The organism is Labrys sp. HAY1-8F, from assembly GCF_056754975.1.
This window is the reverse complement of the sequence record NZ_JBPGWZ010000002.1, coordinates 4048629-4075199: the sequence shown is the minus strand read 5'-3', so window position 1 is coordinate 4075199 and position 26571 is coordinate 4048629. Positions and strand designations below refer to the sequence as shown.

The 26571-nt window shown below is 64.9% G+C and carries 19 protein-coding genes and 2 pseudogenes; 7 read left to right on the top strand and 14 right to left on the bottom strand.

Annotated elements, in window-relative coordinates; translation table 11 throughout:
• Positions 1–62: 62 nt before the first annotated feature.
• The 5 genes from ACR9ZN_RS27850 to ACR9ZN_RS27830 form a co-directional block, all read right to left on the bottom strand.
• The gene (locus ACR9ZN_RS27850) at positions 63–1073 is read right to left on the bottom strand and encodes a rhamnose ABC transporter substrate-binding protein (protein ID WP_481273713.1); all 1011 of its coding nucleotides are present in this window, start codon (positions 1071–1073) and stop codon (positions 63–65) included.
• A 55-nt stretch (positions 1074–1128) separates the two neighbouring features.
• A complete protein-coding gene (locus tag ACR9ZN_RS27845; RefSeq protein WP_434954925.1) occupies positions 1129–2139 on the bottom strand; it encodes an ABC transporter permease in 1011 nt (336 codons plus the stop codon).
• On the bottom strand, positions 2136–4712 hold the full coding sequence (locus ACR9ZN_RS27840) for an ATP-binding cassette domain-containing protein (RefSeq protein WP_481273712.1): 2577 nt from the start codon (positions 4710–4712) through the stop codon (positions 2136–2138). Before ACR9ZN_RS27840 ends, ACR9ZN_RS27845 begins: the two co-directional genes overlap by 4 nt.
• Before the next feature lie 122 nt (positions 4713–4834).
• Positions 4835–6106: an ROK family transcriptional regulator gene (locus ACR9ZN_RS27835; protein WP_454812528.1), complete on the bottom strand. Its 1272-nt coding sequence runs from the start codon at positions 6104–6106 to the stop codon at positions 4835–4837.
• A 299-nt stretch (positions 6107–6405) separates the two neighbouring features.
• Positions 6406–7494, bottom strand: coding sequence for a saccharopine dehydrogenase family protein (locus tag ACR9ZN_RS27830; protein WP_454812527.1), 1089 nt, complete (start codon positions 7492–7494; stop codon positions 6406–6408).
• Between the two features lie 123 nt (positions 7495–7617).
• Between ACR9ZN_RS27830 and ACR9ZN_RS27825 the strand changes: the two genes are divergently transcribed.
• From ACR9ZN_RS27825 to prmC, 6 genes are all read left to right on the top strand, one after another.
• Positions 7618–8046: an Lrp/AsnC family transcriptional regulator gene (locus ACR9ZN_RS27825; RefSeq protein ID WP_481273711.1), complete on the top strand. Its 429-nt coding sequence runs from the start codon at positions 7618–7620 to the stop codon at positions 8044–8046.
• A 104-nt stretch (positions 8047–8150) separates the two neighbouring features.
• Positions 8151–10277 carry an OmpA family protein gene (locus ACR9ZN_RS27820; RefSeq protein WP_481273710.1) on the top strand — a complete coding sequence of 709 codons (2127 nt, stop codon included), beginning with the start codon at positions 8151–8153 and terminating at the stop codon, positions 10275–10277.
• Positions 10278–10508: 231 nt separating this feature from the next.
• A complete protein-coding gene (locus ACR9ZN_RS27815) occupies positions 10509–11759 on the top strand; it encodes an aspartate kinase (RefSeq protein WP_434954919.1) in 1251 nt (416 codons plus the stop codon).
• A 262-nt stretch (positions 11760–12021) separates the two neighbouring features.
• Complete coding sequence (gene ptsP / locus ACR9ZN_RS27810; protein ID WP_434954918.1) at positions 12022–14286, top strand: phosphoenolpyruvate--protein phosphotransferase; 2265 nt, start codon at positions 12022–12024, stop codon at positions 14284–14286.
• A gap of 102 nt (positions 14287–14388) precedes the next feature.
• Positions 14389–15468, top strand: coding sequence for a peptide chain release factor 1 (prfA, locus tag ACR9ZN_RS27805; protein WP_434954917.1), 1080 nt, complete (start codon positions 14389–14391; stop codon positions 15466–15468).
• A 34-nt stretch (positions 15469–15502) separates the two neighbouring features.
• Positions 15503–16369: a peptide chain release factor N(5)-glutamine methyltransferase gene (gene prmC / locus ACR9ZN_RS27800; protein WP_481273709.1), complete on the top strand. Its 867-nt coding sequence runs from the start codon at positions 15503–15505 to the stop codon at positions 16367–16369.
• Between the two features lie 16 nt (positions 16370–16385).
• On the opposite strand, the gene ACR9ZN_RS27795 is transcribed toward prmC, so the two are convergent.
• Entirely contained in the window at positions 16386–17297 is a 912-nt protein-coding gene (locus ACR9ZN_RS27795; RefSeq protein ID WP_434954915.1) for a LysR family transcriptional regulator, read from the bottom strand.
• A gap of 167 nt (positions 17298–17464) precedes the next feature.
• Here ACR9ZN_RS27795 and ACR9ZN_RS27790 point away from each other — a divergent pair, with 167 nt between their 5' ends.
• A complete protein-coding gene (locus ACR9ZN_RS27790; RefSeq protein WP_481273708.1) occupies positions 17465–18670 on the top strand; it encodes an MFS transporter in 1206 nt (401 codons plus the stop codon).
• Positions 18671–18824: 154 nt separating this feature from the next.
• Here ACR9ZN_RS27790 and ACR9ZN_RS27785 read toward each other — a convergent pair whose 3' ends face one another.
• The 8 genes and pseudogenes from ACR9ZN_RS27785 to ACR9ZN_RS27750 form a co-directional block, all read right to left on the bottom strand.
• Entirely contained in the window at positions 18825–19415 is a 591-nt protein-coding gene (locus tag ACR9ZN_RS27785; RefSeq protein WP_367624859.1) for a CarD family transcriptional regulator, read from the bottom strand.
• A gap of 517 nt (positions 19416–19932) precedes the next feature.
• Entirely contained in the window at positions 19933–20271 is a 339-nt protein-coding gene (fdxA, locus tag ACR9ZN_RS27780) for a ferredoxin FdxA (RefSeq protein ID WP_105865397.1), read from the bottom strand.
• A gap of 147 nt (positions 20272–20418) precedes the next feature.
• Positions 20419–20652, bottom strand: a pseudogene (locus tag ACR9ZN_RS27775) (DUF3470 domain-containing protein); the annotation flags it as partial.
• Positions 20653–20759: 107 nt separating this feature from the next.
• A pseudogene (locus ACR9ZN_RS27770) lies at positions 20760–20870 on the bottom strand (ferredoxin FdxA); the annotation flags it as partial.
• Positions 20871–21042: 172 nt separating this feature from the next.
• On the bottom strand, positions 21043–23043 hold the full coding sequence (locus tag ACR9ZN_RS27765; protein ID WP_481273707.1) for a CocE/NonD family hydrolase: 2001 nt from the start codon (positions 23041–23043) through the stop codon (positions 21043–21045).
• Between the two features lie 70 nt (positions 23044–23113).
• On the bottom strand, positions 23114–24739 hold the full coding sequence (locus tag ACR9ZN_RS27760) for an ABC transporter ATP-binding protein (RefSeq protein ID WP_434954911.1): 1626 nt from the start codon (positions 24737–24739) through the stop codon (positions 23114–23116).
• A gap of 10 nt (positions 24740–24749) precedes the next feature.
• A complete protein-coding gene (locus tag ACR9ZN_RS27755) occupies positions 24750–25583 on the bottom strand; it encodes an ABC transporter permease (RefSeq protein ID WP_322434950.1) in 834 nt (277 codons plus the stop codon).
• A 9-nt stretch (positions 25584–25592) separates the two neighbouring features.
• Positions 25593–26543 (bottom strand): ABC transporter permease, encoded by a 951-nt coding sequence (locus tag ACR9ZN_RS27750; protein ID WP_434954910.1) that lies wholly within the window; start codon positions 26541–26543, stop codon positions 25593–25595.
• Positions 26544–26571: the final 28 nt, after the last annotated feature.

The window sequence follows — 26571 nt, the reverse complement described above, 5'->3', positions numbered from 1 at the left end:
TCCTGATTTCCGGCGGGGCGAGTATCCGGGCGGCAAGATTGGTCGCCGCCCGGAACTCGTGCTCAGAACTTGAATTCCTCGACATTGGCCGGCGTGACGATCTTGGCGGGGCCGAGCACCACCTCACCCTTTTCGCCCACCGTATAGTCGCCAAGCCGCCCGGCCTTGAACTTGTCGCCCGGCTTGCCGGTGATCTTGCACTGCGCCAGTTGCTGGGCACCGTAATAGGTAAGATAGCCGAGATCCTTGACGTTCCACCAGATGTCCTGGACGGAGCCGTTCTGGATGTATTTCTTGATTAGGGTGGCCGGCGCCAGGCCCGTCAGCTTGACCTTGCCGAGGCTGCCAGCCTGTTCAAGGGCGCGCGCCGCGGCCGGCAGGCCGATGCCGGCGGGGATGATGATGCCCTTGAGGTTCGGGAAGGCTTGGACGAGCGCCAGGGCCTGCTGCTGGTTGACCTGCTCGCTCTCCTGGCCATAGGCGATCTGCACCAACTTCATCTTGGCGAATTTTGGCTCCTTCATCTTGTTCTTGATGAAGTCGATCCAGGCATTCTGGTTGGTGGCCGTCGGCGTGGAGGAGAGGATGGCGAAATCCCCCTCATAACCGATCATCTGCCCCATGCTCTCCAGCATCATCTCGGCCAGGCTGTCGCCCTTGGCCTGGTTGAAGAACAGCGAGCGGGCGGCTTCCGAGACGTCCGAATCGTAGGAGACGATCCTGACGCCCTGCTTGGCGGCGCGCTTGAGGGCCGGCGCCACGGCATTGGCGTCATTGCCGGAGATGGCGATGACGTCGACCTTCTGGGACACCAGATTGTTGATGAACTCGATCTGGGCTTCGGCGGTCGCCTGGGAAGGCGCCTGCTGGATCACCTTGCCGCCGATCTCCTTTTGGGCCTCCTCCGCCCCGGTCTTGGCGACCTGGAAATAGGGATCGGTGTCGAGCTTGGGCAGGAAGCCGACGGTCACGGGCTCCTTGGCGCATTTCTCGGCCGCGAAGGCCGGCGCCGCCAGAGCGCCCAGCATGATGGCCGTGGTCAGGATCAGGTGTGTTCTCATCGCTTTTTTCATGGCTCGTCTCCTCCTTCACGCCTTTCTTCAGGTCGTTGTTGGTTTACGCTTTCAGTCAGGTCGTTCGTTCCGGTTCTCGCGGCCGGCCGGCTGCCTTGAACTTGGCCTGGAGACCGCCATAGAGGCGCTGGGCCGTGGTGCTGAGCAATAGCGAGAAGATCAGCAAGAGCCCGATCACGGTGCCCTGCGCATCGCCGCCGATCTGGCTCAGCCCCAGCACGTTGCGCAGCGTGGCGATCAGTACCAGCGCCAGGAACACGCCGGTCAGCTTGCCTTTGCCCCCGAACACGCTGACGCCGCCGAGAAGCGCGATGGTGATCACGTCGAGTTCGAGGCCGATGGCATTGTCGGCCCGGGCATTGGCAAGGCGGGCGGTGAACACGATGGAGGCGATGGCACAGATGAAGCCGCTGAGGACGAACAGGCCGAGGCGGATGCGCGCCACCCGCACCCCGGCATAGAGCGCCGTATCAGGGCTGCCGCCGATGGCGTAGATGCGCCGGCCGATGCTGCTCACCTGCAGCAGGATGGCGAAGACCGGCGCCAGCACGAGGAAAGGCACGATCGTCCAGGGGATCGGCGTGTCGCCCAGCGTGTCGATGCCGAAATCGGTGAAGCTCTCGGGAAACTCGTTCACCGAGCCGGTTCCGAGCAGGATGTAGCCGATGCCGCGAAACATCGCCATGGTGCCGAGGGTGACCACCAGCGAGGGCAGGCCGAGATAGGTCACCAGCAGGCCGTTGAACGCGCCCGCAAGGATGCCCGTCAGCAGCGCCAGTGCGATCGCACCCTCCAGCGGCAGGCCCTCGCGGATCAGCACGCCGAACACCACGCTGCTGAGAGCCAGGATACTGGCAACGGACAGGTCGATCTCGCGGGCGATGATCAAGAGCACCATCGGCAGCACGATCAGGGCTCGCTCGGATGCACCGGCAATGGCCTGCGAGATGTTGAAGGCCGTGGCGAAATTCGGTACGGCCAGCACCGCATAGGCGAGCACCGCTACGGTGAGCAGCGCCAGGAAATTCTCCCAGCTGGCGATCCTTTCAATAAGGCTCGTCTTCATCGCCCTCTCCGTCCCTGATGGGTCCGCCGCCCGATAATGGTGTCGACACCGATGGCGAGTAGGATGACGAGGCCATAGACCCCCTGCAGCCAGAGCGGATCGACGCGCACCAGCGTCAGCCCGTTCTGGATCACCAGGAGCGTCAGCGCGCCGAGGGCGACGCCGAGCACCGTTCCGGCACCACCCCTGATGGCAACGCCACCCACCACCACCGAGGCGATCACGGTGAGTTCGAAGCCGAGCGCCACGCGGGCATCGATGGTGGCATAGCGCGAGGCCCACAGCGCGCCGTCGAAGCCGGCCAGCAGGCCCGCCAGCATGAAGGCGCCGAGCACGAGAGCCGTGCGGCGGATGCCGATAAGGGCGGCTCCATCCGGATTGGAGCCGATGGCATAGAGCTCCCGGCCAACAGGCCAGTGCGTCAGGATCACCCCGATCACCACCAGGCAGGCGAGAGCGATGAGGATCACGGCCGGAATGCCGATGATGCGGGCGCTGGTCATGTCGAGCCAGGCTTGCGGCACCTGGTCGGCGCTGATCTGCCGGCCGCCCGCCCACAGGCTGTTCAGGCCGCGGAAGACCGAAAGGGTGCCGAGCGTGACCACGATCGCCGGCACGCGGCCGAAGGTCACCACCAGCCCGTTCAGGGCACCGCAGGCCAGGCCTATGGCACAAGCCGTGGCGACGCCCAGAAGCACCGAGCTTTCGGGATGGGCATGCATGAAGCTGGCGGCGCCATAGGCCGACAGGCCGATCACGGAGGCCACCGACAGATCGATGTTGCGCGTCAGCAGGACCAGCATCTGGGCCACAGCGACGATCATCAGGAGCGCCGCGTCCATGGCGATGGCGGTCAGGTTCTCGGGGCTGACCATGCGCGGATTGAGGAACATCACCGGCAGGACAACGGCCGCCATGGCCCCGACCAGCCCGACCTCGCGCCGGCGCAGCAGCGCCTTGAGCCAGCTGCTCTGAGGCTCATCGAGCTTTGCGGCCTCATCCCGCGGCGCCAGCGCCGGCTGCTTGTCCAAAACCACCCCGCCGGCATCGGTGGCCGCGCGTATCACCTTTTCCTGGTCGGCCTCCCCGCGCGCAAAGGCGCCAGCCATCCGGCCCTCGCGCAGCACGACGATGCGATCGCACATGCTCACCAGTTCGGGCAGTTCCGAGGAAATCAGGATGATCGCCAGCCCCTGCTGGGCCAGTTCGGCGATCATGGTATGGACTTCGGACTTGCTCTCGACATCGATGCCCTGGGTCGGTTCGTCGAGGATGAGCAGCCTGGGCTGGGTGGCGAGCCATTTCGACAGCACCACCTTCTGCTGATTGCCGCCCGAAAGTGTCTTCACAGGCTGGGCGAAGCTGCGGAATTTCAGCTTCAGGCGCCGCAAATGCGGCTCGACCAAAGCCAGTTCCTGCCGGCGCATCACCAGCCCCGCCATGGTGGCCTTCTCGATCACCGGCAGGGAGGCGTTGTCGAGGATGGGAAAATCCATCACCAGGCTCTGGCCGAGCCGGTCTTCCGAGACATAGGCGATGCCGGCGGCCATCGCGGCGGGCGGATCGGCAAAGGATACCGCCTTTCCTTCCATCTCGATGCGGCCCGCCGTCGGCTGGTCGATGCCGAAAAGCACGCGGGCGATCTCGGTGCGCCCGCTGCCCACCAGCCCGCCGAGGCCGAGAATCTCGCCGGCCCGGACGCTGAAGGAGACGTCGTCGAAGGCCCCTTCGCGCGACAGGCCGGAAACGGCGAGCACCTCGCGGCCGGGCTTGGAGTCCCATTGCGGATAGATGGCCTTGAGCGGCCGCCCGATCATCATCTGCACGGCTTGGTCACGGTCGAGTTCCACCGCCCGCCTCACCCCGATCAGATGGCCGTCGCGCAGGACGGCGATGCGGTCGGCGATCCGGTAGATCTCTTCCATGCGATGGCCGACGAACATCATCGCCACCTGCCGGGCCTTGAGATCGGCGACCACGGCGAAGAGGCGCTCGACCTCGCGCTGGGACAGGGCAGCGGTCGGCTCGTCCATGATCAGCACCTTGGCGTTGACCGACAGGGCACGGGCGATCTCGACCAATTGCTGCTCGGAGGTGCGCAGCTCCTTCAATTGATCCTCGGGCGAGCATTTCAGTCCGACGACGTCGAGCAGAGCGCGCGCTTCCTCGCGCATGCGCTCATAGTCGATGCGGCCCAGGGAGCGCTGCGGCATGTGGCCGACGAAAATGTTCTCGAACACCGTCAGGTCGCCGAACAGGCCAGGATGCTGATGCATCACTGCAATGCCGCGGCGCTGGGCTTCGAGCGGAGACCAATGCTCCACCGGCTGGTTATCGATGGCGACCGCGCCCTCGTCCGGCCTGTAGACGCCGGCAAGCAGCTTGACGCAGGTGCTCTTGCCCGCGCCGTTCTCGCCCAAAAGGGCCAGCACCTCGCCGGGCAGGAGATCGAAACTGGCGTTGGAAAGAGCGATCGTTCCTCCGAAGCGCTTGGAGGCGTTCACCAGCCCGGCAGCCGCCGCGGGGGACGCGATCGAGGCTCCGAGGCCCTCATCGGCCAGGCTGCTCTTCATGGCATTGCCCGCCGGCGACGACGCGACCGAGATACCCCCACCATCATCCTCCCGCACCCTTTAATTATTAAAGCAAATGGATATATCGATGCCCCTGGACTGTCAAGCGGATGCCCTCTCCCCTAGCCGGCCCCGATATAGGTTTTCAGGCTGGCGCGCCCGATACCCGGCGCCTTGGCCTTCACCAGCGTGGCGCTGTCCGGCGCGAACATGGCATAGAGCGGCAGGATGGCCGCGCCGATCGCCGCCGCCTGCGGCCCCATCGTCCCGACCGCGATATCAGGCGCGAACAGCCCTTCCGGCATGATCGCCTGGAAACGGCGCGACACCGCCTCGACCGTCCGCTGCAGGATGGCCGATGGCAAGATGCCGTCGATCACGATCGCCGACACATCCACCACGGCGATGGCGCCGACGATCGCCTGGGCGAGCGCGTCGGCGCAGTCCTCCACCCACGCGCCGAGATGGGGTTCGGCCGCCTCTCCGATCTCGGCCAGTTCGTGGGCCCGCCGGATCGGCACGCCGTTCTGGCGCAGATGGTTGGTCAGCACATAGATCGAGGCCCGGCGCAGCAGGATCTCGAATGGCCCTTTCGGCGCCGGCACGCTGGACAGCAGCGAGGGCGTCACGGGATAGGGGCCGAAGGCGGCCGAATTGCCGTTCGGGCCGGTCTCCAGATTGCCGTTGATGATCAGTCCGCCGCCGATGAAGGTGGAGATGAACAGATAGATGAAATCCCTGGCCTCGCGCCCCCGGCCATAGACCAGTTCGGCCGTCGCCGCACCGGAGGCATCGTTCTCGAAGAAAAGCGGCAGATCTATGCTGTCGGCCAGGGCCTTGGCGAAATCGAAATCCTCCCAGGCCTGGGTGATCGAAGCCGGCATGCCCAGCTCCTTGGTCCAGCTGTCCATGAAATAGGGCATCGCCACGCCGACGCCGACCACCCGGCTGCGCAAATCGGGCGCCAGGCCGGCCCGGAAGGTGCGGACATAGGCGGCGGCCAGCTCCGCCACCATCTGCGGTTCGGGATATTCGTAGTCGCTGGTCTCCATGCGCAGGGTGCGGCCGGTGAAATCGACCAGCACAGCATCGAAGGCTCGCCGGCCGACATGCAGGCCGATCGAAAAAGCACCGTCGGGCGCCGGCGCATAGAGGGTGGAAGGCTGCCCCACCTGTCCGGCGCGCTTGCCTTCATGCCTCACGAGCCCGACTTCCTCGAGATGGTCGACGATGACGGCCACGGCCTGAGGCGTGAGATTGGCCGAGCGGGCGAGTTCGGCCTTGGAGGCCTGGCCGAGACGCTGCAGCGCCTCGAGCACCACGCGCTCATTGTAGCGCCGGACCTGGACGGAATTGCTGCCCTTGCGGCTCGCCGGCGCGTTCGGCTGGGACATGGTCGCCATCGTGCTCCAATGAATGAAGGATCTCGAGCCGGAAGGATCCTTCAATTATTAAAGCACTATGCTTAATTATCAAGCGAGATGACACGATTGAGGGGAACGCTTCCCGGAAACGCGGACGTTCTCGTCCATGCGTCCTCAAGGTAGCGGACCCGCGAGATGACAAAGGCGACAATAGAACTCGACGCATGTGTCCCCTCACCCCGTTCTTACGGGGAGAGGCTAGCGTCGCATCTCACATCCCAAGTCAGCGCTTAGGGACGCGGTATCCAAGTTCCTGGATACATCTTTCCCTATCGCTGCGCCGTCTGCGCATAGGCGCTGCCGAAGCGATTGGCCAGGAAGGCCGACAGGGCAATGTCCTCCTGGCGGATAAAGCCCTTCTGGGGCAGTTCTCCTGCGGCCAGCATGTCCAGCACGGCGCAGATGGCGGAGGCCGTCGTCACCTGGATGGCGCTGCGCAGGCGCAAGCCGACGCGGCGGTTGTAGATCTTGTTGGCATAGGTCTCCTGCACCAGGTGGCCGTGGCGCTTGCCGCTGACGGTGACGAAGATCACCACCACGTCCTGGATCGTCGCCGGCAGGGCATTTTCGAGAATGTCCTTGAGCACGTCGCGGCGATGCCTGAGATCGAGGTCGTTGAGGAGCGCCTTCATGATCGCCGCATGGCCGGGATAGCGGATGGTGCGGTAATTGAGCGTGCGCACTCGCCCCAGATAGGTCTCGCACAGGCTGCCGAGGCCGCCCGAGGTGTTGAAGGCTTCATAGGTGACGCCGTCGAGCGAAAATTCCTCACGCTCCTCCATCGCCGGCACTTCGACGCGATGGCCATCGACGATCGCTTCACAGGGTTCGCAATATTCGTTGATGACCCCATCCGTCGACCAGGTCAGGTTGTAGTTGAGCGCGTTGGAGGGATATTGCGGCAGGGCGCCGACCCGCATGCGGATGGAATCCAGGCTGTCGAATTGCTGGGCGAGATCATTGGCGACGATCGAGATAAAGCCGGGCGCCAGCCCGCATTGAGGGATGAAGGCGCTTTTGGCCAAAGCCGCGAGGTCCCGCACGCGGCGCGTCGAGGCGACGTCCTCGGTCAGGTCGAGATAATGGACATTGGCGCGCGCCGCCGCTTCCGCAATACGGGTGGTGAGATGAAAGGGTGCCGCGCTGAGCACCGCATAGGCACCGTCGAGCACTGCACCGAGGGCAGCCTCGTCCTGGAGATCGAGTTCACGTTGCGCCACCGCCGCCGAAAGCTCGGCACTTTCCAGCTGCTCGGCCGAACGGTCGATGACTGTGACTTCATAGTCTCCGCTGACCGCCAGAATATCGGCGATACACGCCCCGATCTTGCCTGCTCCCGCTACCACGATCTTGCGCATCGTCGGCCTCCCCTGTCGCGATTCTTGCTCAAAAGCCTACGCCTGCCTCCTTTTGTTTCGAAGACTGCATTTCGACGATATGCCGAGCTTTCTTTGCACAATGCAGGGCGTTATATCGTCATTATGACGACACCCGCCGATGATGTCCTGATTGCCATCCTGCGCGAGAATGCCCGCGCCTCCACGGCCGAGATCGCCCGGCGCCTCGGCGTCTCCCGCACCACCGTGCAGAGCCGCCTGGCCCGCCTCGAACATCGCGGCGTGATCGTCGGCTACACCATCCGGCTTTCCGAGGAACACACGCGCTCGCTCCTGCGCGCCCATGTCCTGCTCACCACCGTGCCGAAGCTGATCCGCCAGGTGGAAGCGGGCCTGCGCGAAATTCCGTCCGTGCGCACCCTGCACTCGGTCAGCGGCAATTTCGACATGATCGCAGTGATCGAGGCCCGGTCCGTGGGCGAACTCGACGAACTCGCCGATCGCATCGGGGCGCTGGAGGGCGTCGAGCGCACCTCGACCTCTCTCATCCTGTCGACCCGGATCGAGCGTTAGCTGGGCGGTGACCGATCCCGACACCGACGGATCTTCGATAATCGACGTTCAGTTTCGGTTCAGCCGCAATCGGGATGATGGCGGCCAAATCATGAGAGGTCGAGATGCTCCTGCGCAAGAAACTGTTCGGTCTGGCTGGAACCCTGATGCTCGCCGTCTCGCCCACGGCGATCGTGCTGGTGCAGGATGCCATGGCCCAGGACGCCCAGGCCCCAACCACGGAAGCGCCCGCGCCGGGCTCCAAGCCCTCGGTCGAGGACATTCTGAAGCGCCATAAGAAGGGCAGCGGCCAGGACGGCGAAGGGGCTCCGGCAAAACGGGCTGCCCCCGCCGAATCGCAGGACCAGGACGGCGGCGCTCCCGCTGCAAAGCCGAAGCGGCAGAAGCCGGCTGCCGAGCAGGAGGGGGCAGCGCCCGGTTCCGGCGCTGACGAGGCCCCCGCCGCCAAGCCCAAGCGTCAGAAGCCTGCGCCCGATGCGGCTAGCCAGGACGCGCCCGGCGAACCGGCGCCGGCCGAGACGCCTCCTGCCGCCAAGCCCAAGCCCAAGCGCGAGAAGCCGGCACCCGATGCGGCCGGCCAGGAAACTCCTGGAAAACCGGCCGCTGGCGAGCCGGCACCGGCGGCTCCACCGACAAAGCCGAAGCGCCAGAAACCCGCCGCCCCTGGCGAAGACAGCGGGCAGGACACACCGGCCGCCAAGCCCGGCGCTCCTGCCCAGCCGAATACGGATCAAGGTGCCGGTACGGCCCCCGCGCAACCCAAGCCTCTCCAGCCCAAGCCCCAGCAGCCTGCCGCCGGCGACGGCCAGCCAGCTGCGGGCCAGGAGACGGACAAGGAGAACGGCGGCACGCCCGAACCGCGCGGCAAGCGCCGCGACCGCACGCAGGGCCAGCCTGGCCAGGGCCAGCCCGGCAATGACGGCGTGCCGCAGGGCGTCGACGACGGCCAGCCGCAGAACCGCCTCCAGAATCGCCCCCAGGACCGTCCTTTGGACGGCCGCTCAGGCGGGCGCAACCAGCTTCCCGGCCAAGGCGGCATTCCCCTGCCGGCCGACGGCACGCAGCAGGGTCAGGAGGGGCGCCCCGGCCTTCCGCCGCAGCCGGACAACGGCAGCCAGCAAGGCCAGGGCCGCCCCCTGCAGGGTCCGGTCGACCGGGCGGCGGAACAGCGCGCCATCGGCCTGTTGGGTGATACCACGCCGCCCGACCGTCTCAACGACCAGCAATTGCGCCAGCGCCTCAACGTCTATCGCTCGGCCCTGGCGACCGGAAACCTGTCGGAAGCCACCGAGCAAGCCCTGATTCAGCGCCTCAACGGCGCACGCGCGGCCCTGCGCAACCGCGTCGCCGACCAGGAATATGGCGGCGAGCAGCAGCAAGGCCAGGCCGGGCGCGGCTCGCCGTTCGGCCGCTCCCAGTTCCGCCAGGGTTCGCCCCGTCCCCAGGATATTCCCGCCATCCTGGCGGATCGGCGCCCGTCCAACGTATTGACCATCGAACAGCTCAACCGCCGTATCCTGGTCTATCGCGACGCCTCCAACGACCAGCGCTACAATCCCGAGGACCGTGAGGCCTTCGCGCAATATCTGCTGGACGACCGCAACGATCTGCGCCGCCGCCTGCTCAGCGATCGCGGTCAGCGCACCGACCGCCTGCGGGGCGATGAAGACGGCAGGCGGTTCGACATGGACATCAACCCGCGCGGGCAGCGCTATCAGAGCGTCTGGGCCGCCGAAGTCGATGACGACCAGATCGAGCAACAATTTGCCGCCCGCCCCCTCAAGCCTCTGCCGCGCCGCTATCCACGTGCCGAATTTCTTGCCCGGCCCGAGGTGGTGATGGAACAGCCCGCCGTGCGCCAGTCCATTCCCAGCGTCGAACTGGATACCATCCACTTCGGCTTCAACGAATCATTCGTACGCGAGGAAGAGATCGCCAATCTCGACCGCATCGGGCGCATCCTCGAGCGCATCGTGGCCGCCCATCCGGGCGAGGTCTTCGTGATCGAGGGCAATACGGATGCGGTGGGCGACGATGCCTATAATCTGCGCCTGTCCAAGGAGCGGGCTGAGGCTGTGAAGCAGGCCTTGACGCAATATTACGTGATCTCGCCCGACAATCTGGTCACGGCGGGCCTGGGCGAGCGCTATCTCAAGATCCCGACGCCGGAGCCCGAGCAGGAAAACCGCCGCGTGACCCTGCGCCGTATCACGCCTCTGCTGGAGAAGTGACGGCTGCGATAAAGATCGCGGCGCGCATCCCTGTCGGATGCGCGCCGCTTTTGCTTGCCATCGCTTCCCCTTTCGCTTAAATCCCGCGGCGCGGTGGCAACTGGTCTCCGCGTCTCCTCGCCTCATGCATAACAGCCACGGCCGGGATCGCATCCTGGCCGCTTTTGTGCGGCGTCCCCTCATCGAGAGCGTCTCAGCACGTTCGAGAGTTCATCGGAGCCTAGTGGCCGTATGTCCGGCAGCCCGCGTCCCCGTCTTGTGATGAAGTTTGGCGGCACCTCTGTCGCCACTGTCGAGCGCATCAAGAATGTGGCGCAGCATGTCAAACGCGAGGTCGCCGCCGGCTACGACGTGGCGGTGGTGGTCTCCGCCATGTCCGGCAAGACCAATGAGCTCGTGGGCTGGTGCAACGAGGCGTCGCCGCTCTACGATCAGCGCGAATATGACACCATCGTCGCCTCCGGTGAACAGGTGACCTCGGGCCTCCTGGCCCTGACGCTCAGCAGCATCGGCATCAAGGCCCGGTCCTGGCAGGGCTGGCAGGTGCCGATCGAGACCTCGGCCGCTCACGGCTCTGCACGCATTTCGGCGATCCCCTCCAAGAATCTCGATGACGGCTTTGCCGCCGGGGAAGTCGCGGTGATTTCCGGCTTCCAGGGCGTCGAACCCATAAGCGGGCGCATCACCACGCTGGGCCGCGGTGGTTCCGACACGTCGGCCGTCGCCATTGCCGGCGCGATCGGTGCCGAGCGCTGCGACATTTACACCGATGTCGACGGCGTCTACACCACCGATCCGCGCATCGTGCCCAAGGCCCAGCGCATGGACCGCATCGCTTTCGAGGAAATGCTGGAAATGGCTTCCCTCGGCGCCAAGGTGCTGCAGGTCCGCTCGGTGGAACTGGCCATGGTCCACAAGGTGAAAACCTATGTAAGATCGTCCTTCGACGATCCAGAAAACCCCAATCCCGGAACCCTGATCTGCGACGAGGAAGACATCATGGAACAGCAGGTTGTGACCGGCATCGCCTATTCGAAGGATGAAGCGCAGATCACCCTGCGGGATGTTGCCGACCGTCCGGGTGTCGCCGCCGCCATCTTCGTGCCCCTGGCCGATGCCAACATCAACGTCGACATGATCGTGCAGAACATTTCCGCCGACGGGGCTTCCACCGACATCACCTTCACGGTGCCGCAGGCCGAGTTCCAGCGCGCCAAGGATGTGATCGACAAGGCCCGCAAGGACGTGGTGTGCGACAATGTCGAAACCAATATGGACGTCTCGAAGATCTCGGTGATCGGCATCGGCATGCGCAGCCATGCCGGCGTAGCGGCAACCTGCTTCCAGGCCCTCGCCGGCCGCGGCATCAACATCCGCGCCATCACCACCTCCGAGATCAAGATCTCCGTGCTGATCGACGCGGCCTATACCGAACTGGCGGTACGCACGCTCCACACGCTTTACGGGCTCGACAAGGCCTGAGCAACCGCGCCTTGTTCTCATGACGACGGCATAGCGCCCCGATGACGCAGTGCCCGGCAAGATCGGAAATACTTCTTTCAATTTCCGTGAGATCTTGCGACAGAACAAAAAGTTAGTGCGTGCTTCGTTTGGATTCTCGCGCGAGGTACGCCCCTATTCATTATGGTACCGGCCGCTTCGCCAGAACCGGCCGGCCCTCTGAGACAGCGGACGGCCCCGGTTCGCCGGGTCGTCAGATCTGTCGAGGACATGGAGGCATCGGATGCGTGGCGCGATCGGTGGCCCGCGCCTGCTCCTCAAGCGGCTCCGCGAAGTCATGGCGGAGCCTGTTTCGGCGCAGGAGAGGCTGGACAAGACCGTTGTCTTGATCGCCGCGAACATGGTCGCGGAGGTCTGCTCGGTCTATGTCCTGCGCACCGACGGCACGCTCGAACTCTATGCCACCGAAGGCCTCAATCCGAACGCGGTGCATTTGACCACCATGCGCAAGGGCGAGGGCCTGGTCGGCCTCGTCGCCAAGGAAGCCGAGGCCGTCACCACCTCGGACGCGCAGCACCATCCCTCCTTTGCCTACAAGCCGGAAACAGGCGAAGAAATCTACAACGCCTTCCTCGGCGTGCCGATCCTGCGCGCCGGCGAGACGCTCGGCGTCCTGGTCGTGCAGAACAAGGCCCAGCGCGCTTATTCGGAAGAGGAGATCGAGGCGCTCGCCACGGTTGCCATGGTGCTGGCCGAGATGATCGCTTCCGGCGAGCTTCAGGCCCTCGCCCGCCCGGGCGCCGATCTCGCCAGCCGTCGCGCCCTGCAGTTGACCGGCGCCCCGCTTTCCGAGGGCGTCGGCCTCGGCCATGTCGTGCTGCACGAGCCACGCGTGGTGGTGAAGACCTTTATCGCCGATGATGTCGGGCGCGAGACAGACCGCCTCGACAATGCCATCGTCGGCCTGCGCGACGCCATCGACGCCATGCTCGACCGTGGCGACCTCGCCCGCGCCACCGAGACGCTCGACGTGCTCGAAGCCTATCGCATGTTTGCGCAGGACCGCGGCTGGATCACCAAGATGCGCGAGGTCATCGCCACCGGCGTCACCGCCGAGGCGGCGGTGCAGCGCGTGCAGTCCGACACGCGCGCGCGCATGCAGCGCGTCGCCGATCCGATCCTGCGCGAGCGCCTCTACGATCTCGACGATCTCGCCAACCGCCTGCTGCGTCAGCTCACCGGCGACGGGCATCACGTCTCCTCCGACGCCATGCCCAAGGATGCGGTGCTGGTGGCCCGCTCAATGGGGCCGGCGGCCCTGCTCGATTATTCGCGCGACAACCTGCGCGGCCTCATCCTCGAAGAGGGTGGCCCGACCAGCCATGTCGCCATTGTGGCGCGCGCGCTCGGCATTCCCACCGTGGGCGAGGTCGAGGGCATCACCAGCCTGGTCGAACAGGGCGATGCCATCATCGTCGACGGCTCGGTGGGCGAGGTCCAGGTGCGTCCGGCGCCCGATGTCGAACACGCTTATGCGGAGAAGGTGAGGTTCCGGGCCAAGCGGCAGGAGCAGTATCTCGCCCTGCGCAACCTGCCCAGCCGCACGCGCGACGGCAGCGATATCAGATTGTTCATCAATGCCGGCCTCCTGGTCGACCTGCCGCATATCAAGGAGAGCGGCGCCGACGGCATCGGGCTGTTCCGCACCGAACTGCAATTCATGATCGCCTCGCAGTTCCCGCGTACCGGCGAGCAATATGCGCTCTACAAGGCCGTGCTGGAGGCTGCCGGTGACCGGCCCGTGACCTTCCGCACCCTCGATATCGGCGGCGACAAGGTGCTGCCCTATATGCACCAGATCGAGGAGGAGAACCCGGCGCTCGGCTGGCGCGCCATCCGTCTCGGCCTTGACCGTCCCGGCCTGATGCGCTCGCAGCTCCGCGCCTTGCTGCAGGCCGCCGCCGGACGCGAGCTCAGGGTGATGTTCCCGATGATCTCGGCCGCCGAGGAATTCGACCAGGCTCGCGGGGTGGTGGAACGCGAGATCACCTTCCTGCGCCGCCACGGCAAGCCCCTGCCGGATCTCGTGAAGCTCGGCGCCATGGTGGAGGTGCCCAGCCTCCTCTTCCAGCTCGACGAGATCCTGCAGCGCACCGACTTCCTGTCCGTCGGCTCGAACGATCTCTTCCAGTTCCTCTATGCGGTCGACCGCGGCAATGCGCGTGTGGCCGGCCGTTTCGACACGCTCTCGCCCTCGGTGATGCGGGCCCTGAAGATGATCGCCGACAAATCCAACGCCGCCGGCGTGCCGGTGACGCTGTGCGGCGAGCTGGCATCCAGACCGCTGGAGGCGCTTGCCCTGATCGGCCTCGGCTTCCGGCAATTGTCGATGACGCCGTCCGCGATCGGCCCGGTCAAGGCCATGTTGCTCGAAATCGACACGCGCGAGATCACCGACCTCGTCAACCACTACCTCAAGCCGGAAGCGGAGAAGCCGCTGCGCCTTGCCTTGCGGGAATTCGCTGCCGAACGCGGCATCCCGTTATAGCGAGGCTGCTCCGGGAGCGCGGACGTCCTCGCCCGCTTTTTTTCCCCATGCGCACCGTTTCCAAGATGCGGACGAGGACGTCCGCGCCCCCAGGATGAATAGATGCTACCCCTCGACCGCCTTGATGCCTTGCTTCGCCGCCGCGATTTCGTCGAGGCGGAGCTCGCCTCCGGCCCGGATGCCGAGTCCTATGTGGCCTTGGCTCGCGAACTCTCCGAACTCGATCCCGTCGCGGCAATCATTCGCGAATGGCAGGGTGCCCAGGAAGAACTGAAAGGCGTCGAAGTCATCATTGCCGAACCGGCCATGGCCGGCGAGATGGCCGAGATGGCGGAGGAGGAACGCAAGTCGCTGCTCGAACGGCTCGGCGAGCTGGAGACCGCGATCAAGCTGTCGCTGCTGCCCAAGGACGCCGCCGACGAAAAATCGGCCATCCTGGAAGTGCGCGCCGGCACCGGCGGCGACGAGGCTTCGCTTTTCGCCGGCGACCTCCTGCGCATGTATATGCGCTATGCCGATCTCCAGGGCTGGAAAACCGAGATCCTGACCGAATCCGAAGGCACCATGGGCGGCTACAAGGACGTCGCCGTGGCAGTCAGGGGCAAGGGCGTCTTCGCCAAGCTGAAATTCGAATCCGGCGTGCATCGCGTGCAGCGTGTACCGGTGACGGAGGCGGGCGGACGTATCCACACCTCCGCCGCCACGGTCGCCGTGTTGCCCGAAGCCGAAGAGGTGGATATCGCCATCGAGGAGAAGGACCTCAAAGTCGACGTCTTCAGGGCGTCCGGCGCCGGCGGCCAGCACGTCAACACCACCGACAGTGCCGTGCGCATCACCCATCTGCCCACCGGCATCGCTGTCGCGGTACAAGCTGAACGCTCCCAGCACAAGAACCGGGCGCAGGCCATGGCGATGCTGCGGGCACGCCTCTACGAGGCCGAGCGCGAGCGGGTCGACAGCGCCCGTGCGGCCGACCGGCGCGACCAGGTCGGTTCGGGTGACCGTTCCGAACGTATCCGCACCTATAATTTCCCGCAGGGGCGGCTCACCGATCATCGCATCGGCCTCACCCTCTACAAGCTCGATCAGATCATCACCGGGGATGCCCTCCACGAGGTGATCGACGCGCTGGTGACCGAAAACCAGGCCCGGCTTCTCGCCGCCAGCGAGGCTCGGGCGTGAGAGACAAGCTTGGTCTGCACGGCAAACGCCGCGCATGGGCGCTTCCATGACCACGCTCGGCGGCCTCTATCGGGAGATCCTGACCGACTTCCGGACAGCGAGCCTTGCCACGCCCGAGCTCGACGCGCGGTGGCTGGTCGCCGAAGCCGCCGGCCTGCCGGCGACCGCGATCACGCTCTCACCCGACAGCCCGATAACGGCCGAGGCCGCTGCGAAAGCCTACGCCTTCCGCGCCCGGCGCCTGGCCGGGGAGCCGGTGGACCGCATCCTGGGGAGCCGCGCGTTCTGGAGCCTGGAATTCCGCCTCGGCCCTGCCACCCTGTCGCCAAGGCCGGACACCGAAACCATCGTCGAAACCTGCCTTGCCCTGCTGCCCGAGCGGGATGTAACCTATCGTCTGCTCGATCTCGGCACCGGCACCGGCGCCATCCTGATTGCCCTGCTCCATGAAAGACCCCGAGCGAGCGGAATCGGGATCGATTGCTCTGCCGACGCCCTGGCTGTTGCTGCCCTGAATGCCGCCGATAATGGCGTTGCCGACCGGGCTCAATTCCAGCCCCGGAATTGGACGGAGGGCCTGGAGGATAAATTCGACCTCATCGTCTCCAACCCGCCCTATATTCCCTCCGCCGATATTGCCGGGCTGGAACCCGAGGTCCGCCAGCACGACCCGCTCCTCGCCCTTGATGGTGGCACGGACGGCCTCGACGCCTATCGTGCCATTGTCGCCGACGCGCCTCGCCTGCTGCGCCCGGGCGGGCTGCTGGTCTTCGAGCTTGGCATCGGCCAGGAGGACGCCGTGGCAGCGCTGATGCGCCAAGCCGGTTTCGAGATGATCGGTCCGGCGCGCAAAGATCTCGGTGGCGTCGCCCGGGCTCTCGCCGGCCGCTGGCCGGCCTGACGTCTAGAGCAGGCGCTCAACCAGTTCCATCCCGCAGAAAGCGTTGCAGCAGCGGCACGCAAAAATCCAGGAACACCCTGACGCGATGGGGAATGTTGTCGCCGCCGAAGAAGAGGACATGCATGTCCTCCTCGTCAGGCGTGACCGCATCAGCGAGGATCTCGACGAGGCGACCAGCCGCCAGCTCGTCGCGGATGTGATAATCGGCAAGGCGCGCCAGACCCACACCGGCGACGGCCATGCGGCGCAGCGTCTCGCCATTGTTGGCGAGCAGGGAAGCGCGCACGGCACGGTCGACGATGCGGCCGCTCTCACTAATCGGCCATACCGGCACCGCACGGCGGAAACTGAAACCCAGGCAATTGTGCCGTATGAGGTCATCGACCGATCGCGGCATGCCATGACGGTCGAGATAGGCCGGAGCTGCGACGATCAGGCGTCGCGAGGTGCCGATACGGCGTGCCCGCAGACGCGAGTCGGGCAAAGCACCCACCCGAAAAGCCACGTCGATATGCTCCTGATAGAGATCGAGCTTTTCTTCCGAAAGCGCCAGGTCGACGGCAACCTCCGGATAGGCCTGCCAGAAGGCCGGCAGGATCGGCTCGATCGCCATTGCCCCGAAGGCCAGCGAAGCCGTCACGCGCACGGTGCCGCTGGGGGTCACGGCCTGCCCGCTCAAATCCCGCTCGATCGCATCGAAGTCGTCGATGACGGCACCGCCGCGCTCGTAATAGGCCCGCCCTTCCCCGGTAAGAGACAGACGCCGGGTCGAACGCTCGAACAATCGCAATCCCAGGCGCGTCTCGATCCGTGCAATCAGCTTGCTTACCGTCGAAGGCGTCATGCGCAACTGCCGGGCGGCACGCGAATAGCTGCCGGTTTCGACCACCAGCCGGAACACCTGCATCTCGCCAAAGCGGTTGTCCATCTGCTGCCTGCTCTTACTCGTGAAACGATTTCATAAATAAGGTGATCCCCGGCGCCTTTCCCGGAACCCGACGCGGCCCTACCTCCACCTGAACCCAGGCGGCAGCGCTGATGCCGTCGTTGCTTGGAAACCAAGGAATCGAAAGTCGAGAAACGACAATGGATGCAATGGCCCCACTACCACGTACCGCCAATGCCGGCACACCGTCCAGCTTCTGGCCGCTGACGGCGCTGGCCATCGGCGCCTTTGGCATCGGCACCACCGAATTCTCGCCCATGGGCATGCTGCGCGACATTGCGCAAGGCGTCAGCGTCGACATTCCGACCGCCGGCCTGTTGATCAGCGCCTATGCCATCGGCGTGATGGCTGGCGCACCGGTGATGACGCTGCTGCTGGCCCGCCTTCACAAGCGCACGGCCCTGATGGTGCTGATGGGCATCTTCACCATCGGCAATCTGCTGGCGGCGATCGCACCCGGCTACTGGACGCTCATGGCCGCCCGCATCGTCACCAGCCTCAATCATGGTGCCTTCTTCGGCCTCGGCTCGGTCGTCGCTGCCAGCATCGTGCCACGGGAACGCCAAGCCAGCGCTATCGCCGCGATGTTCCTGGGCCTGACCATCGCCACCATCGGCGGCGTGCCGGCGGCCACCTGGATCGGCCAGGCCATCGGCTGGCGCCAGACCTTCGCTGCGACGGCCCTGCTCGGGCTGGCGGCCATCCTGGCGCTCTTCCTGGCTCTCCCGAAAGGGGAACCCGGTAGCATGCCCGACATCCATCGGGAATTCGGCGCCATTGCCCAGCGCAGCGTGCTGACCGCCATGGCGGCCACCGTGATGGGTGCGGGTGCCATGTTCGTCCTCTATACCTATGTCACCTCGGTACTGGTCGAGATCACCCAAGCCGGCGCCAGTTTCATCACCCTCGCCCTTGCCCTGATCGGCATTGGCCTGACCCTCGGCAATACGCTGGGTGGCCGCCTGGCCGACTGGTCGCTGGACGGCGCCGCCAGGCTCTCACTGGCAGCCCTCGGCGTGATCATGATGGTGCTGCCGCTCGCTCTGACCAATCATTGGGGCGCCGCAATCGGCCTTGTCATCTGGGGCATGGCCGCCTTCGCCATCGTGCCGCCCTTGCAGATGCGGGTGATGCAGGTCGCGTCGGCGGCACCGGGCCTGGCTTCTTCCATCAATGTCGGCGCCTTCAATCTCGGCAACGCCCTCGGTGCCGCCATCGGCAGCGCAACCCTCAGCCTGGGCCTGGGCTATACAGCCATACCGATTGCTGGCGGATTGCTGGCCCTTGCCGGCCTCGCACTCACCTTCGTTGGTAGCGAGCGGGCAGCGGCGGTAGCCTGCCCCGACCCGACCTAAGGTGGCGTTATTGCTGGGACCGCAGGCGTCCTCGCCTGCTCTTGGAAGGGCAGCGCTCACAGGATGGGAAGATGCAGGCGAGGACGCCTGCGATCCCAGGAAAAAGAAAACCCCGCCGAAGCGGGGTTTTTTTTGTGATGGATGGGGAAGCGCCTCAGGCGGCGGCCTCCTCCTCCTCTTCGGTGGCGTCGTCGAACTCTGCCTCGGCTTCCTTGGCACCGCCACGCTTGGGGCCCTTGGCGAGGTTGGCTTCGATCACCTTCACGGCCTCGGAATCGATGAGGTCGTCCACGGCGGCGAGCTCGCGCGCCATGCGATCGAGGGCCGCTTCATAGAGTTGACGCTCGGAATAGGACTGCTCGGGCTGCGCGTCGGAGCGATAGAGATCACGCACCACCTCGGCAATGGCGATCAGGTCGCCCGAATTGATCTTGGCTTCGTATTCCTGCGCACGGCGCGACCACATGGTGCGCTTGATGCGGGCACGGCCCTTGAGCGTCTCTAGCGCCTTGGCGACCACAGCCGGCTCGGACAGCTTGCGCATGCCGACGGAAGCGATCTTGGTGGTGGGCACGCGCAGCGTCATCTTGTCCTTGGAGAAGGAGATTACGAACAGCTCAAGCTTGAAACCGGCTACTTCCTGCTCGTCGATCGACACGATCTTGCCGACGCCATGCGAGGGGTAAACAATGCTCTCGCCCGTCTTGAAACCCTGCTTCGTGGACGTCTTTTTCGCTGTCGTCATGACGCTTCAACGCTCCTATCATTGGCGGATGCCGAACCGGCAGCCGCACCAAACCACGGACAGGCTCGCGCCTGTTGCCGCAAACACCATTCGACAGTGGAACCAGGCCAAAGCTTCAAGGAGCCGCCGCGAGGAACGTCGAACTGAAGGACGGTCAAAAATTCCATGTATCTATCGGCGCTACCCGCACCGACCGACTGAGGTCCCTTGAAGCTGAGCACAAAAAAATTGCCCCTGTGCGGAGCAGCGGCGGGGGTAACTCGGTCTCTCTCTTGACCATGCCGTGTGTATACACCAAAAATCGGCAAAAATCAACGCTTTTACACGCAAAAACGGCGCGTAAAGCGCTCGTTAAGGTTGATACCACGCGGTTTTTGTGAATAGCCGCTATGCAAAAAGCGACGGGCACATGCGAGCGCATCCCGACGGCCGCCTGTGGCCGAGGACCAAAAAACGGGCAGCCATGCGGCCCGCACAGTGGAGGCGAACCCTGCCGAATTCGGCCGGGATCTGGCGGTCAGGCGTCGCCCTGGCCCGGTTCCGGAGAGAGCAGCGGCAACTTGTCCGGCTTGCCGTCCCACTCCTTGGAATCGGGGAAACTGTCGCGCTTGACCGTGATATTGGGCCAGCTCTGCGCGAATTTGGCATTCAGCTCAAGCCAGGCCTCCAGGCCCTTTTCGGTATCGGCCTTGATGGCATCCGCCGGACATTCAGGCTCACAGACACCGCAATCGATGCATTCGTCGGGATGGATGACGAGAAAATTCTCACCCTCGTAGAAACAGTCCACCGGGCAGACTTCCACGCAGTCCATGTATTTGCACTTGATGCAGTTCTCAGTGACCACGTAGGTCATGCCAGAAAATCCCGAAAGTTTATAATCTTGCTAAAACTGCCTAGCCGAACTGCGCCGACGGTTCAAGGCGCACCAGCACAGAGCAGCCATTCGTCGCGGTGCTGGCTTTAACACAGTTCATCACAAACGGGGCACTGGACCTGTCCTCTACCCGGCCTGTCCTGCATCTCCAGCGCCCGGCTGGGGCGACAGCAAAGCGAGCTTGCCAGGCCTGCCGTCCCACTGCTTGGCATCCGCTGGGGTTTCGCGCTTCATCGTGATCTCCGGCCAGAGATAGGCATAGCGCGCGTTCAGTTCAACCCAGGCCTCCAGCCCTCGCTCGGCGCCGGAATGGATGGCATCCGCCGGACAAACCGGTTCGCAGATGCCGCAATCGATGCAGAGCAAAAGCGTTTTTCGATTTGGCGGAGTCACCTAGAATCGCAAAGACGCGTCGAACCAAAAAGCTGGAGCAAACAAGCGTTCAGTCATGAACACGCTTTGCTCTAGGGATCGATGACAAGCATGATCTCGCCTTCCCGGAAGCAATCCACCGGGCACTCGGCGACACAGTCCATATATTTGCATTTGATGCCGTTCTCGGTGACCACCTTGAGCAAAGCGCGTTTTCACATAAACGTCTCTTTGCTCCAGCTTTTTGGTTCGACGCGTCTTTGCGATTCTTGGCGTGACCGCCAAAATCAAAAAACACTCCGAGTCATGGCGGCCATTCCATCAAGGGAAGTCCTCAATGGAATGGCCGGGTGTGGCACGCTCGAGGCACAATTGCGGTCACAAGAGATCGCGGGCGATTTTCTCATGCCAGCGGCGCTCGGCTGCCACCTCGCCATTGGCGAGGGCCTTGAGCTCGCCTTCCAGGATGAAATCGGCCGCGGTCGCCTGCATCGCGGTCTTCACCTCGATACGGATCTGCCAGCCCTCGCGCCCCATCTCATAGCTCTCGGTGAGGTGGTAGCGCGCGCTGAGTGGATCATCGCCTCTGATGGTCAGTTCGCGCCGGAGACTATGGGAGAGCGTGGTATCGATCTCGTCGAAGCGCAGCACGCCCTCTCCGAACAGGCCGCCCTCCCCCTCCGTGACATAGGTGGCCGTGTTCGTCAGGAGATCGAGCGAGGTGGTGCGCGCCATCCGCCCTTCGGCGACCTTCGACATCGGGGTACGCGCCGCGCTCACGGCGGGCTCGAAGGCGACGACGAAGTCGTCCGCGCGGGCCTCGCGCACCGGCATGCTCAGCCGACCCGGGCAGCGCAGGGTCAGCGTCACCGGTTCCGGCGCCGGCCAGATCAGCGGCCAGTAGGCCGTCGACAAGGCCAGGCGTATGCGATGCCCCGGGGCGAGAGCATAGCCGCAATCGCTCAATTTGAGGCGGATGGGATAGAAGCGGCCGGGCACCAGCGCCTCGGGGTCGGCATGGCTGTCACGATGGGTCAGGTTGAACACGCCGTAGGCGATGCGGCGAGAAGATCCATCAGGCGCGACATCGCAGAGCCGGGCGCAGAGCTGGGCCAGAGGCTTATCGGAGGCGATCTCGATCTCGATCTCCGGGGCGCCAAGCAATTCGACCCGTTCGGTCAGGACCTCGCCGTCGAAGCTGCAGGAGAAGGCATCGTCATGGCGCTGATCGGCCGGCTCCTCGCCGCTGACGCCGGTGCCCATCCATTCCCCGGCCGCTGCCCCCGTCCAGGCCGGCGAGGCGAAGGCGATCTCGCTGGCCGGGCCGGGCTCGGTCGTCAAGGTGCCCGGCGCCAGATGGAAGGTCTTGGCGATGATCTGCGGCGAAGGCCAGGTCATCTCGCCGACAAAGCGGCCAGGTACCGGATCGCGGTGACCGGGCGGCGTCCATTCCTCGATGAAGGCCCGCATCATCGGCTCGGCCATGATGCCGCGATCCCGGCCCTTCAGCCAGTGATCCCACCAGCGCGTCGCCTCCTGCAGGAAGCCGATGGCAGGGCCCGGCACGCCGTCCTGCGGGTAGATATGGGCCCAGGGCCCGATCAGGCCGAGCCTGGGCACCTCCAGGCCCTCCAGCAGGCGCGGAATGGCATTGGTGTAGGCATCGCCCCAGCCGCCGACTGCGAAAACCGGACATTGCACGGCCGAGAAATCCTCACAGATCGAGCCGTGCCGCCAATAGGCATCGCGCCTCTGATGGGCGAGCCAGAGCGCCGGGAAGAAAGGCAGACGTTCGAGCCGGTGCTGCCATTGCGCCCGCCAGGCCTCGCCGACCAGCGCCGGATCCGCCGGGCGCGCCTGGTAGGCCAGCATTATGCTGCCCCACCACAGATTGTCGTTGAGCAGGGTACCGCCCATAAAATGGATGTCGTCGGCATAGCGGTCGTCGGTCGAGCAGACGGTGATGACAGCCTTGAGCGCCGGCGGGTTGAGCGCCGCGACCTGCAGGCAGTTGAAACCGCCCCAGCTCTTGCCCATCATGCCGACGGCGCCCGAGCACCAGGGCTGGGCCGCGAGCCAGGCGATCACCTCGCAGGCATCGTCGAGCTCGCGTTGCAGATATTCATCCTCGAGCAGGCCGTCGGATTCGCCGCTGCCTCTCATGTCCACGCGGATGGCGGCATAGCCATTGGCAGCGAACCAGCCATGCATCGGCTCGTCCCGCCCGCGCGTGCCGTCACGTTTGCGGTAGGGGATATATTCGAGGACCGCCGGCACAGGCCTGGCCTCCGCATCCTCGGGCAGCCAGAGGCGGGCTGCGAGCCGGGTGCCATCGGCGAGTGGGATAAAAAAATGTTCGATCGTGCGGGTCGCGGTCATCGGAAAAGACTTTATGAAAGACAAACGAAAGGGCCGGTCCGAGGACCGGCCCTTTCTACGAACTATTGGATTACGCCACCTTGCGGCTGGCGAGAATGTTGTCGAGCCAGTGGGTATCCATCTCCGGCACGGAGCTGATCAGCTTCTCCGTATAGGGGTGGAAGGGCGGCGCGAAGATGTCGGCCGTCGGGCCCTGGGCGATGATCTCGCCCTTGAGCATCACCGCCGTGCGATGGGCGATGCGGCGCACCGTGCCGAGGTCGTGGGTGATAAACATATAGGCGAGACCAAGATCGTCCTGCAGCTTCTTGAGGAGCTTGAGCACGTCTTCCGCCACCAGCGGGTCGAGGGCGGAGGTCGGCTCGTCGCAGATGATCACCTCCGGCTCGGCCGCCAGGGCACGCGCGATGCAGACGCGCTGCTTCTGGCCGCCCGAGAGCTGTCCGGGCCGACGGTCCGCGAACTCCTCCGGCAGACCGACCTGATGCAGCAGTTCAAGCACCCGCTTGCGCACGTCCCCCGCCGAACGGTTGAAGTAGAAGCTCACCGGGCGCCCGATGATCTGCCCCAGGCTCTGGCGCGGATTGAGCGCCACGTCCGGCATCTGGTGTACCATCTGCAGGCGGCGAAGGATGTCCTTGCTGCGTTGGGGCAAAGCCGGCGGCAGGGTCTTGCCGTTGAGTGAGACATCCCCCTCCCAGCGCGGCAGCAGGCCGACCACGATACGCGCAATCGTGCTCTTGCCGGAGCCGGACTCGCCCACCACCGCCAGGGTCTCGCCTTTTGCGAGCTTGAAGGAGGCGTTCTTGACGATCGCCACCGGGCCGTAGCCAGCGGTGACGTTGGTCATGGAGAGTACGGGCTCGGCCCCCTCCGCCGGGGCGGTGAGCTGGAGATGCTCGGCCTCGCGCCGCTCGTTCACCAGCGCCCGGGCATAGTCGGTCCGCGGCGCCTCCAGCACCTGCTGGGCCTCGCCGACCTCGACGGTCTTGCCATGACGCAGCACCATGATGCGATGGGCGATCTGGGCCACCACGGCAAGGTCGTGCGTGATGTAGAGACCTGCCGTGCCGAATTCCCGGATGAGGTCGCGCAGCAGCGCCAGCACCTCGATCTGGGTGGTGACGTCGAGCGCCGTGGTCGGCTCGTCGAGCACGATCACGTCGGGCCGGCAGCTCATTGCCATCGCCGCCATGGCGCGCTGGAGCTGGCCGCCCGAGACCTGGTGGGGATAGCGGTCGCCGATCGTGTCGGGATTGGGCAGTTGCAGGATGCGAAAGAGCTTGCGGGCATAGGCTTCCGCCTCCGGCCGCGTCATCACGCCATGCACCACCGGCGCCTCACAGACCTGGTCCATCAGCGTCATGGCCGGGTTGAAGGAAGCGGCGGCACTCTGGGCGATATAGGCGATGCTCTTGCCGCGGAAATTGCGGCGCTGCGCGGCGGTGGAGGCACGCAGTTCGGTGCCGTCGAGCTTGATCGAGCCTCCGGTGATGCGCATGCCGGCCCGGGCATAGGCCATCGACGCCAGGCCGATGGTGGACTTGCCGGCACCGGACTCACCGATGAGGCCGAGGATTTCTCCCCGCCGCAACGTCACGTCAACATTGTCGACCAGAACGCGGCCGGTGATGGTCTCGACCCGGAGCTTTTCCAGCTCGAGGATCATGTCGGAAGAGGTTTTGTCGTCTGCCATCTCAGCCCCCTTACATTTCCGCTTGCGCGCCGGATGGGCGGGCATCGATCGACAGGAACCAATCGACCACCAGGTTGATGCCGATGGTGAGCAGGGCGATGGCGGCGGCGGGATAGAGTGCCGCGGCCCGCCCGAGCTTAAGGCTGGTGATGTTGTCGCGCACCATGCCGCCCCAGTCCGCATAGGGCAGGGGAACGCCGAGACCGATGAAGCTCAAGGCGGCGATGAACAGGAAGTTGAAGCAGAAGCGCAGTCCGAACTCCGACATCAAAGGCGCGGCGGCATTGGGCAGGATCTCGCGCCAGACCACCCACCAGATGCCCTCGCCGCGCAGCCTCGCCACCTCGACGAAATCCAGCGAGGCGAGGTTCATGCCGAGCGCGCGGGCAAGGCGATAGACGCGGCTGGAGTCGAGGAAGGCGATGGTCAGCACCAGGGAGGTCAGGGTCTGGCCGAAGATCGACAGGATGATCAGCGCCCAGATCAGCAGCGGCACCGACATGACGATGTCGACGGCGCGCGAGAGCACGGCGTCGATCCACCGCCCGGTCACGGCCGCCACAAGGCCGAGCGTGATGCCGATGGCGAAGGACATGATGGTGGTGACCAGGGCGATGCCGATGGTGAGGCGGGCGCCATAGATCAGGCGGGTGAGCATGTCACGCCCGATCTGGTCGGTCCCCAGCCAGTTGGCCGCCGAGATCGTCGCCCAGGTCTTGCCGACGGTCTGCGTCTCCGAATAAGGAGCGAGCCAGGGGCCGGCGATGGCGACGACGACGTTGAGCGCGATGATGAACAAGCCGATGACGGCAGTGAGCGGCGCCTTGTGTCCGAAAATGACCATGCTGCTTTCCTACCGGGGATGCCGCAGACGCGGATTGAGGATGATCGCCAGCACGTCGGCAATCGTATTGAGGATGATGAACACCGCTGCAAACAGGATGCCACAGGCCAGGATCGCCGGCACGTCGCGCTTGGTCACCGCGTCGATCATGTATTGGCCGACACCCGGATAGGTGAAGACCTTCTCGATGACGACCACGCCGACCACCAGATAGGCGACGTTCAATGCGACCACCGAGATGATCGGCGAGGCCGCGTTGGGAAGCGCATGCTTGGTGACGACACGGGCCCGCGTCAGGCCCTTGAGGAAGCCCATTTCGACATAGGGTGTCGACATGATCGACAGCACCGAATTGCGCGTCATGCGCATCATATGGGCGGTAACCAGGCAGGTCAGCGCCACCGCCGGCAGGAAGGTCACATAGAGACGGAAGAAAAAGCCCATGTCGGAATTGACGGTCGCCAGCGGCGGAAACCAGCGCCAATAACCGGCAAAGAGCAGGATCAGCACCCCGCCGATGAAGAATTCCGGCAGCGAGATGGCGATCAGTGCCAGCACGTTGGCGGCACGGTCGGCCAAGCGCCCCTCGGTGATGGCGCAGGTGATGCCGGTGATGACGGCGAGCGGCACGGCGATCACGGCCGCGTAGCAGGCCAGGAACATCGTATTGGTGAAGCGCGGCCACAGATCGTTCACGATGGCGTTCTGGTTGGTGTAGGAGCGACCAAAATCAAAATGCGCGACGATGTTCCAGAGCCAGTTCAGATAACGCTGCCAGGCCGGCACATCCAGACCGATGCTGCGTTCGAAGGCGGCCTTGGTTTCTGCCGTGGCCGCCTGGCCGAGCACGGCGTCCGCCGCATTGCCCTGCAAATTGAGGGTTAGAATAAACAGAATGAGCGAGATGGCGAAGAGCGTCACCAGCCCCTGGACGATGCGCCAACCAATAAGACGTCCCACAATGTGCCCTTTCGACCTGTTGCCGACG